The organism is Streptomyces sp. NPDC102462 (genome assembly GCF_044765425.1).
In the GTDB taxonomy this organism is placed as follows: domain Bacteria; phylum Actinomycetota; class Actinomycetes; order Streptomycetales; family Streptomycetaceae; genus Streptomyces.
Genome location: NZ_JBIWKB010000005.1, coordinates 211,221 through 221,404 on the forward strand (window position 1 = coordinate 211,221; position 10,184 = coordinate 221,404).

Genomic DNA, 10,184 nt, shown 5'->3' on the forward strand with positions numbered 1-10,184 from the left:
TGGGGCTCTCCCTCGCTCGGCACGGGGCCTTGCGGAGGGCAGGGGGCAGCACACGAGCGCGCACGGCGTCGCGTCCACCGGCCCATTCCACGAGGCCCGGACGTCAGAGCGCCCGGGCCGGACGGCCGGGCGCGCCGTCGGCAGGTCCTCGGACTGAAGCCTGCATGCGGGTATGCGGGCATACGCGCATGAGTACACCGTTGCGGGACAGTTCCGGATTCGCACCGGATTCCCCTGCGGCGACAGCGAACATGAGCATACATCTAGTGCCGGGCCGTGGTGGCACCCCCAGATGTTGTGTCGTACGTCAACGGGCCGCCGTTGCCGGGTTCGGCATCGGCGGCCCGTCGCGGGGCGTGCGCGGTTGCTCCCGCGGGTGCCCGGCGCCTGTGCGGGGGCGTGTTTTCAGTGCCCGGCGCCCGTGCGGGGCGTGCCGTCAGTGCCCGGCGCCCGCCGTCGCGGGCGGAAGCTCCACCTGGACGCCCGCGTCGCCCGCGTCGGCCGTGTAGTCCTGCGGGCTCGTCTCGTCCACGCCCTCGGGAGCCTTCAGGGCCTTCAGGACGAAGGTCAGGACGACGGTGACGAGGACGTTGAGCACGAACGCCGTCATGCCGATGTAGCCGATCTCACCGATCCCGGGGATCTCCTTGGCCGAGCCACCGAAGTGCTTCTGCGTCGGTGAGGCCACCCCGTAGGCGGCGACCGTGCCGTACACCATGCCGACCGCCCAGCCCGCGAGCAGTGCCCAGCGGTGGAACCAGCGGGTGAACAGGCCGCCGACCAGGGCCGGGAAGGTCTGCAGGATCCAGATGCCGCCCAGCAGCTGGAAGTTGATGGCGACCGTCTTGTCCATGGTCAGCACGAAGACCAGCGCGCCCACCTTCACCAGCAGCGACACGATCTTGGAGACCCGGGTCTCCTGATGGGCCGTCGCGTGCGGGTTGATGAAGTCCTTGTAGATGTTGCGGGTGAACAGGTTCGCGGCCGCGATGGACATGATGGCCGCGGGCACCAGCGCGCCGATGCCGATCGCCGCGAACGCCACACCCGCGAACCAGTCGGGGAACATGTCCTCGAACAGCTGGGGGATGGCCAGCTGGCCGTTGGAGACCTTGACCCCGGCCGCGATCGCCATGAAGCCGAGCAGTCCGAGCAGGCCGAGCATCAGGGAGTACAGCGGCAGGATCGTGGTGTTGCGGCGGATCACCTCACGGCTGCGCGAGGACAGCGTCGCGGTGATCGAGTGCGGGTACATGAACAGCGCGAGCGCGGAGCCGAGGGCCAGCGTGGCGTACGTCCACTGGCCCGCCTCCGGCGGGGCGAGCGCCCCGCGCGGCGCGCCCGTCGCCGGATTGGTCTGGGCGAAGGCGTCGCCGGCCTTGGCGAAGATGTCGTCGAACCCGCCCAGCTTGATCGGGATGTAGATGATCGCCACCGCGATCACGATGTAGATCAGCGTGTCCTTGACGAACGCGATCAGCGCGGGTGCCCTCAGGCCGGAGGAGTAGGTGTACGCGGCCAGTACACCGAAGGCGAGCAGCAGCGGCAGGTCCTTGACGAACCAGTTGGTGTTCTCGCCGCCGCCCACGCCCATCACGTCGAGGACCGCCTGGATGCCGACCAGTTGGAGCGCGATGTAGGGCATCGTGGCGAGGATGCCGGTCAGCGCCACCGCCAGCGACAGCCCCTTGGAGCCGAACCGGCCGCGCACGAAGTCCGAGGTCGTCACGTAGCCGTGCCGGTGCGAGACCGACCACAGGCGGGGCAGGAAGGTGAAGATCAGCGGATAGACGAGGATCGTGTAGGGCACGGCGAAGAACCCGGCCGCGCCCGCCGCGTAGATCGCCGCCGGGACGGCGACGAAGGTGTAGGCCGTGTACAGGTCGCCGCCGAGCAGGAACCAGGTGATCCAGGTGCCGAACGACCGGCCGCCCAGGCCCCATTCGTCGAGGCTGTGCTCGTTCTCGGCCTTGCGCCAGCGTGCGGCCAGGAAGCCCATGACCGTGACGGCCAGGAAGAAGAAGACGAAGACGCCGAGCGCGACGCCGTTGACGCCGTCGTTCATCGCGCGCCACCTCCGCCCTGGGTCCGGCGGGCGCGCTGGTCACGCTGCCACAGCTTGTAGGCGATCATCGTCAGCGCGGTGGAGAGCAGCACCCACAGCATCTGGTACCAGTAGAAGAACGGGATCCCGATGAACGTGGGGTCGATCTTGGCGTAGGAGCCGACCCAGAGCATCGCCACGAACGGTGCGACGAGGCACAGGGCGATCACCACCCGTACCGGTGTGACCACCGGTGGTTTCACTTCGGACGCGTCTGGCATGTCTGGGCTCCGTCCCCTCACCGATCACCTGTTGTAACGCGCAGGCAATGTAGGTGACGGTGCCGATGAATCGGAAGTACCCATCCGTATTTCGGTCGCAAACGGCGCTCTCGGTGACGGCGCAAGCCCTCGCCGGGGTCCGGTTCCTGGCGGTCCGTGCGCATCCGCTCGGAATTCCCGGCGGGACGGTGCCGCCTCGGGAGGTCGCTTCCGGATGGGCGCGACAGGGCGTTCGCGGGCCGACCCGCCCGCCAACTGCCGTACAGACCAGGGCGGTCCGGGCAGCCCATGCGGTCCGCCGGCCGCATGCCGCGCCGTCTCCCGTCGCGGCTCGCGCGAGGATCGGCCCGTTCTGGGCGGTGATCTCCGAGGCGGCGCAGGGCGCCTGGCCCAGGGTGGCCGGCGCCGGGCGGCTGAGGTGCCGCATGCACACCCGCAACGCGTCCAGGACGACGATCGCGACCGGCAGGGCCCAAGGGCCGGGCCGCCTAGTCCTGCGGGCGCTTCAGCCGCGCGACGAACTTGTAGCGGTCCCCGCGGTAGACCGACCGCACCCACTCCACCGGGTTGCCGTCCTCGTCCAGCGAGTGCCGGGAGAGCATCAGCATCGGCAGGCCCACGTCCGTGCCGAGCAGGCCCGCCTCGCGCGGGGTGGCCAGCGAGGTCTCGATGGTCTCCTCGGCCTCGGCGAGACGGACGTCGTACACCTCGGCGAGGGCGGTGTACAGGGACGTGTACTTGACGAGGCTGCGGCGCAGCGCCGGGAAGCGCTTGGCGGACAGATGCGTGGTCTCGATGGCCATCGGCTCGCCGTTGGCCATGCGCAGCCGCTCGATGCGCAGCACCCGGCCGCCGGCCGTGATGTCGAGCAGTTCCGCGAGCCGGTCGTCCGCGGTGATGTACCCGATGTCCAGCAGCTGTGAGGTCGGCTCCAGACCCTGGGCGCGCATGTCCTCGGTGTAGGAGGTGAGTTGCAGCGCCTGGGAGACCTTCGGTTTGGCGACGAACGTGCCTTTGCCCTGGATCCGTTCCAGCCGGCCCTCGACCACCAGCTCCTGCAGGGCCTGGCGGACGGTGGTGCGCGAGGTGTCGAACTCGGCGGCGAGCGTGCGCTCCGGCGGAACCGGTGTGCCCGGCGGGAGCGTCTCCGTCATGTCGAGCAGGTGCTTCTTCAGGCGGTAGTACTTGGGCACGCGCGCGGTACGGACGGTCGTCCCACCCTCGTTCTCCGCACTGCTGACGTCGGTGCTCATGTTCTGCCTTCCCGGCTCCGGGTGCCGAAAGCGACCGACATCCCATCGGCCACGGGTCACATCGTGGCACGGCTTCGTGTGACGGGAGGCCACCCGAACGGTCCGTGATCTCCTCTGTATACCGTCGCGACCCCCGTTGGTCTAGTCCATAGGGCCCCTTCGGGAGGCCTCGATACGGCCGAAGTGGTCCGTCCGATCTGTCGCTTGCGGAATGAAAGGTCTCTGCATATCTCGGTCGCATCACGGACGCCTGGAGCCTGCGTGAACGCCTTGACAGCTCTATTGGTCTGGGCCAAGCTCCCCGTACTGGTCTACACCATTGGTCCAGGTCCCGGCCCCATGGGCGGTACACAGCGCTGACGCGCGCCGCGGGGAGGCAGGGGGGTTTGTGGCATCCCTGAGGAGGGTGGCGTGAAGCGCAGGCTGATAGCCGCGATCGGTATCGCGGGCATGGTCGTCTCCATCGCGGCGTGCGGCAGCGACAGCAAGGACGACGGCGGTTCGAGCAAGGGGGCGGACGCCAAGGAGCTGACCGTCTGGCTCACCGTCGACGCCCAGAACAACTGGCCCGATCTGGTGAAGGCCGCCGACGCCGCCGTGCAGAAGAAGCACCCCGGCATCAAGATCAAGCACGAGTACTACGGCTGGCCGGACAAGAACACCAAGCTGGACGCCGTCCTCGCCACGGACAACGCCCCCGACGTGGTCGAGATGGGCAACACCGAGATGCTGGGCTACATGGTCAAGGGTGCCTTCGCCCCCATCGACCCCGCCCAGTACGACAACTCCGCCGCCTGGCTCGACGGCCTCAAGGCCTCCGTGACATACGAGGGCAAGTCCTACGGCGTGCCGTACTACGCCGGCGGCCGGGTCGCCAACTGGCGCAAGGACGTGGCCGCTTCGGTCGGCGTCAAGACACCCCCGAAGACCTACGCCGAGCTGACCTCCGCCCTGGACAAGATCCAGAAGAAGCAGGGCGACAAGTTCAGCGCCTGGTACCAGCCCACCCGCGACTGGTACGCGGCCATGTCCTTCGTCTACGACGCCGGCGGCTCCATCGCCAAGGAGGAGGGCGGCCAGTGGAAGGGCAACCTCTCCTCGCCCGAGTCCGTCAAGGGCCTCACGGAGTTCAAGAACGTCGTCGACCGTTACATGCACGGCGACAAGACCAAGGACGAGTCCGACCGTTACATCGTCTACGGCCAGGGCAAGTCCGGCATGATCTTCGGCGCCGCCTGGGAGGGTGCGACCTCGGCGGACCCGAAGAACGACAAGACCGGCAAGCTCAAGGACAACCTTGAGAACTTCGTGATGCCCGGCCCGTCCGGCAAGAACATGCCGGTCTTCCTCGGCGGCTCCGACCTCGCCATCCCGGTGAAGTCCAAGGCCCAGGCCGTCGCCGCCGAGTGGATCAACGCCTTCACCGGCCCGGAGGGCCAGAAGGGCCTGATGGCCAAGGGCAACCTGCCCAACAACAAGACGGACCTCGCCACCCTGAAGGACGACCCGGCGACCGCCGTACCCGCCACCGCGGCCGAGTCCAACTGGTTCGTCCCGATGGCCCCCGGCTGGGGCCAGGTCGAGAAGGCCCAGGTCCTGCAGACCATGCTGCAGAACATCGGCACCGGCAAGAAGACGGTCGAGGCCGCCGCGAAGGAAGCGGACGCCGCGATCGACAAGGTGATCAACACCAAGTGACGTGAGCGCAGGGCCCCGTGGACCCCGGGGGAGTCCGGGGGCGGGGGCCCTGCTTCTCGTACGGCCGCGCGGGTCCGGCGCCGCGCGGCCCTCCGGGACCCGGACTCCGCACCCAGACCCGTCCTCCGGGACCGGGCCTGCGTGCGGAACCCCGGTTTCCGTACGGGGATGTCGGCTTCGTACGACCAGAGGGACCGCTGAGGAGCGCGCGATGAGTGCCGCAGACACGACCACCCCCGCCACGGTGCCGCCGCCGCGGCAGGCACCACCACCGGGCGGCACACAACGGCCACGCGGAAAGCGCACGTCCGGCGGCGCGGGCACCCCCTGGCTGCTGCTCGCCCCCTGCCTGGTGATCCTCGCCCTGGTCATGGGCTATCCGCTGGTCCGCCTGGTCACCCTGTCCTTCCAGAAGTTCGGGCAGTCCCAGCTGTGGGGCTTCCAGCCGGCCGAGTCGGTCGGGTTCGACAACTTCTCCGAAGTCCTCGGTGACGGCGAGTTCTGGCAGGTCGTGCTGCGCACGATCATCTTCGCCGCCGGCTCGGTGATCTTCACGATGGTCCTCGGCATGCTGGTCGCCCTGCTGCTGCAACGGGTCTCCGGCTGGGTGAAGACCCTGATCAACATCGCGCTGGTGGCGAGCTGGGGCATGCCCGTCATCGTCGCCACCACCGTCTTCAAATGGCTCTTCGACGCCGACTACGGCATCCTCAACGCGCTGCTGAGCAGGCTGCCCGGCGTCGATCTGATCGGTCACAACTGGTTCGCGAGCGGGCCGGAGGGCCTTGCCGTGATCATGCTGCTGGTGGTCTGGGGCGCCGTGCCGTTCGTCGTCATCACGCTGAGCGCGGGCCTCACCCAGGTGCCCAAGGAACTGGAGGAGGCCGCCCGCCTCGACGGCGCGGGCGCCTGGGGCGTCTTCCGCTATGTCACCCTGCCCATCCTCAAGCCGATCATCGTGATGCTCACGACCCTGTCGGTCATCTGGGACATGGGCGTCTTCCCGCAGGTCTTCGTGATGCGCAACGGGCACCCGGAGGCCGAGTTCCAGCTGCTCACCACCTACTCCTACGACCGCGCCTTCGTGGTCAACGACTACGCGCAGGGCTCGGCGATCGCCCTGATCACCGTGGTGCTGCTGCTCGGTGTGGTCGCCGTCTATATGCGCCAGATGCTGAAGATCGGAGACGTCGAATGAGCAGCATGAGCGGCACGAGCAGCATGAGCGGCACGCCCGCGGTCGCCACCGGCGGCCGGCGCAGGAACGGGTCCCGGCTCGGCTGGAACCTCCTCGGTCTCCTCGTCTTCGTCATCGCCGGCTTCCCCGTCTACTGGATGCTGAACACGGCGTTCAAGCCGGCCAAGGACGCCATCGACCCGGACCCCAGCCTGCTGCCCACGGGTCTGACCCTGTCCAACTTCAGCCGCGCGCTGGACATCGCCGACTTCTGGGGCCCCGTCGGGCGCAGCCTGGTCGTGTCGCTGTCCGTCGTGGCGATCGGCGTCGTCGTCGGCATGCTGGCCGCGCTCGCCATCTCCCGCTTCGCCTTCCGCGGCCGCAAGATCGTGATCGTGGGCATCCTCGCGGTGCAGATGATCCCGCTGGTCGCCATGATCATCCCGGTCTTCCTGCTGCTGAACGACCTGAAGCAGTACGACAAGCTCACCGGCCTCATCATCACCTACCTGACCTTCATCCTCCCCTTCACGGTGTGGACGCTGCGCGGCTTCATCGTCAACATCCCGAGGGAACTGGAGGAGGCCGCGATGGTCGACGGCTGCTCCCGCACCGGTGCCTTCGTCCGCGTCGTCTTCCCGCTCCTCGCCCCCGGCATGGTCGCCACCTCCGTCTACGGCTTCATCCAGGCCTGGAACGAGTACCTGTACGCCCTCATGCTGATGAGCCAGCAGAACCAGACCGCGACCGTGTGGCTCGGCAACTTCACCACCAAGCACGGCACCGAGTACGCGCCGATGATGGCCGGCGCCACCATGATGGCCGTGCCGATCGTCGTGCTGTTCCTGTTCGTCCAGCGCAAGATGGCCGCGGGTCTGACCGCGGGCGCCGTGAAGGGGTGACGCGCCCGATGACGACCCTGGCCGGCCGCACCGACACCCTCACCCGGGACGCCCTCACCGTCCTCCAGCCCGGCTTCCCCGGCACCACCGCCCCCGACTGGCTGCTGCGCCGGCTCGGCGAGGGCCTGGCATCGGTCGGCCTGTTCGGACGCAATGTCGCCTCCCTCGAACAACTGGCCGCCCTGACTGCCCAGTTGCGCGCCGAACGCGACGACGTCCTGGTCGCCATCGACGAGGAGGGCGGGGACGTCACCCGTCTGGAGGTGCGCACGGGCTCCAGCTTCCCTGGCAACCACGCGCTCGGCGCCGTCGACGACGTGGCGCTGACCCGCGAGGTGGCCCGCGAACTCGGCCGCAGGCTCGCGGCCTGCGGGGTGAACTTCAACTGGGCCCCGGCGGCCGACGTGAACGCCGACCCCGCCAACCCGGTCATCGGCGTCCGCTCGTTCGGCGCCGACCCCGCCCTGGCCGCCCGGCACACGGCCGCCTATGTCACCGGACTCCAGTCCGCCGGAGTGGCGGCCTGCACCAAGCACTTTCCCGGACACGGCGACACGGCCGTCGACTCCCACCTCGCCATGCCCCGCATCGACGCGCCGGCCGAGGTGCTGGAGACGCGTGATCTGGTCCCCTTCCGGGCGGCCATCGCGGCCGGCACCCGGGCCGTGATGAGCGCCCACATCCTGGTCCCCGCCCTGGACCCGGACCGCCCCGCCACCCTCTCCCGCCGTATCCTCACCGACCTGCTCCGCGGCGAACTCGGCTATGACGGCCTGATCGTCACCGACGGCATGGAGATGCAGGCCATCGCCGCCGTCTACGGCATCGAACGCGGCAGCGTCCTCGCCCTCGCGGCCGGCGCCGACGCGATCTGCGTCGGCGGGGGCCTCAACGACGACGGGACGGTGCGCCGGCTGCGGGACGCCCTGGTGTCCGCCGTCCGCTCGGGCGAACTGCCCGAAGAACGGCTCGCGGACGCGGCCGAGCGGGTGCGCAGGCTGGCCCGCTGGACCGCGCGGACGGCACCCGGCACGGGCGGCCCGACGGCCCCGGCCGCCGACGGCTCCGCGGCCGGGGCGTCCCAGGGCCAGGACGACATCGGGCTCGTCGCCGCCCGGCGCGCGCTCACGGTGACCCGCTCCGGCCCCTACGAGCCGGGTTCGGCCTCGGCCCCCTACGTCGCCGCCTTCACCCCCGTCGCGAACATCGCCGTCGGCGACGAGACCCCCTGGGGCGTCGCGGCGGAGCTGGCACGGCTGCTGCCCGGCACCGAGACGGGCAGCTTCACCGGCGCGGACGCGGGACCGGTGGCGCTGGCCGCGGCGGGCGAGCGCCGTATCGTGGCCGTCGTCCGTGACGAGCACCGCCATCCCTGGATGACGGTGGCCCTCGACACCCTGCTGGCGGCCCGCCCCGACACGATCGTGGTCGAGATGGGCATCCCCGAGGCCCCGCCGCGCGGCGCCCTGCACATCGCCACCCATGGCGCGGCCCGGGTGTGCGGGCGGGCGGCGGCGGAGGTCGTCGCCGGGGCGCGCCGCCCATGACGGACGAGGGCGCCCGGCTCCACGGCGGAGCCCGGCGCCCCGCCGCGTCCGGCCCGGCCCGGAGCGATCCGGGGCCGGCCGGGGCCGGTCAGATGCCCTGCCACTCCGGCTTGTTGACGTACGTGTGCCGGAAGTAGTCGGCGAGCTTCAGCTTGGACGCGGCGGCCTCGTCCACCACGACCGTGGCGTGCGGGTGCAGTTGCAGCGCCGAGGCGGGGCAGACCGCCGCGACCGGTCCCTCCACGGTCGCCGCGACCGCGTCGGCCTTGCCCTCGCCGGTCGCGAGCAGCACCAGGTGGCGGGCCTCCAGGATGGTGCCGATGCCCTGCGTGATGACGTGGTGCGGTACCTGCTCGATGTCGCCGTCGAAGAAGCGCGCGTTGTCGACGCGGGTCTGCTCGGTCAGCGTCTTGATCCGGGTGCGCGAGGCGAGCGAGGAGCACGGCTCGTTGAAGCCGATGTGCCCGTCGGTCCCGATCCCGAGCAACTGCAGATCCACGCCGCCGGCCTCGGCGAGCGCCCGCTCGTACGCCGCGCAGGCGCCCAGGATGTCCTCGGCCGTGCCGTCCGGCCCCATGAACGCGTCCATGGCGATCCCGAGCGGCTCCAGCACCTCCCGGCGCAGCACCGAACGGTAGGACTCAGGGTGGTCCGGGGGCAGTCCCACGTACTCGTCGAGCTGCGCTATGCGGGCACGCGAGATGTCGGCGGCGCCCGAGCGCACCTTGGCCGTCAGCGCCTGGTAGATGGGCAGCGGGGTCGAGCCGGTGGCCACGCCGAGCACGGCGTCGGGCTTGCGCCGGAGCAGCTGGGCCATGGCCTCGGCGATCAGCTCGCCGCCGGCCGCGGCGTCCGGGACGATGACAACTTCCACGCTGGGCCTGCCGTTCTGAAGAGGGCTGGAACATCTATGTGGTTTAGACCAATCTAGCACCGCCCCCGCCCGGCCGCCGCCCCTCTCCGACCGATGAAAGCCGCCCCCTTTCGGGGCTGTATTCGACATGCGGCTCCGCCGCGCGGGCGCGCCCAGCCACGACGCCGCCGCAGACCACCGACGGCAGGTCGCGCCCCCAAAGGGGCGCGGGGAACTGCGCGACCAGCCACGATGGTGCCGCAGACGACTGACGGCAGGTAGCGCCCCAAAGGGGCGCGGGGCTGTATCGACATGCGGCTCCGCCGCGCGGGCGCGACCAGCCACGATGGTGCCGCAGACGACTGACGGCAGGTAGCGCCCCAAAGGGGCGCGGGGCTGTATCGACATGCGGCTCCGCCGCGCGGGCGC

8 protein-coding genes and 1 riboswitch are annotated in these 10,184 nt (G+C 70.2%); of the genes, 4 read left to right on the top strand and 4 right to left on the bottom strand.

Annotated elements, in window-relative coordinates; translation table 11 throughout:
* Nucleotides 1-147: 147 nt before the first annotated feature.
* Nucleotides 148-270: riboswitch (cobalamin riboswitch) on the bottom strand.
* A gap of 166 nt (nt 271-436) precedes the next feature.
* The 3 genes from mctP to ACIRFL_RS06970 all read right to left on the bottom strand — a co-directional run bounded on the left by mctP (nt 437) and on the right by ACIRFL_RS06970 (nt 3,578).
* Nucleotides 437-2,065 (bottom strand): monocarboxylate uptake permease MctP, encoded by a 1,629-nt coding sequence (gene mctP, locus ACIRFL_RS06960; protein WP_404024766.1) that lies wholly within the window; start codon nt 2,063-2,065, stop codon nt 437-439.
* Nucleotides 2,062-2,325: a DUF3311 domain-containing protein gene (locus tag ACIRFL_RS06965; RefSeq protein WP_404024768.1), complete on the bottom strand. Its 264-nt coding sequence runs from the start codon at nt 2,323-2,325 to the stop codon at nt 2,062-2,064. The genes mctP and ACIRFL_RS06965 overlap by 4 nt, the downstream gene beginning before the upstream one ends.
* Before the next feature lie 488 nt (nt 2,326-2,813).
* The gene (locus tag ACIRFL_RS06970) at nt 2,814-3,578 is read right to left on the bottom strand and encodes a GntR family transcriptional regulator (RefSeq protein WP_404024771.1); all 765 of its coding nucleotides are present in this window, start codon (nt 3,576-3,578) and stop codon (nt 2,814-2,816) included.
* 411 nt (nt 3,579-3,989) lie between these two features.
* Here ACIRFL_RS06970 and ACIRFL_RS06975 point away from each other — a divergent pair, with 411 nt between their 5' ends.
* From ACIRFL_RS06975 to ACIRFL_RS06990, 4 genes are all read left to right on the top strand, one after another.
* Nucleotides 3,990-5,276, top strand: a complete 1,287-nt coding sequence (locus tag ACIRFL_RS06975; RefSeq protein WP_404024773.1) for an extracellular solute-binding protein — start codon at nt 3,990-3,992, stop codon at nt 5,274-5,276.
* A gap of 211 nt (nt 5,277-5,487) precedes the next feature.
* Nucleotides 5,488-6,474, top strand: a complete 987-nt coding sequence (locus ACIRFL_RS06980) for a carbohydrate ABC transporter permease (protein ID WP_404024775.1) — start codon at nt 5,488-5,490, stop codon at nt 6,472-6,474.
* Between the two features lie 5 nt (nt 6,475-6,479).
* Entirely contained in the window at nt 6,480-7,355 is an 876-nt protein-coding gene (locus tag ACIRFL_RS06985; RefSeq protein WP_404024776.1) for a carbohydrate ABC transporter permease, read from the top strand.
* A gap of 8 nt (nt 7,356-7,363) precedes the next feature.
* A complete protein-coding gene (locus tag ACIRFL_RS06990) occupies nt 7,364-8,902 on the top strand; it encodes a glycoside hydrolase family 3 protein (RefSeq protein WP_404024779.1) in 1,539 nt (512 codons plus the stop codon).
* Between the two features lie 88 nt (nt 8,903-8,990).
* Here the strand turns inward: ACIRFL_RS06990 and nagB are convergent, their stop codons facing one another.
* Nucleotides 8,991-9,776: a glucosamine-6-phosphate deaminase gene (nagB, locus tag ACIRFL_RS06995; protein WP_404024781.1), complete on the bottom strand. Its 786-nt coding sequence runs from the start codon at nt 9,774-9,776 to the stop codon at nt 8,991-8,993.
* Nucleotides 9,777-10,184 lie beyond the last annotated feature (408 nt).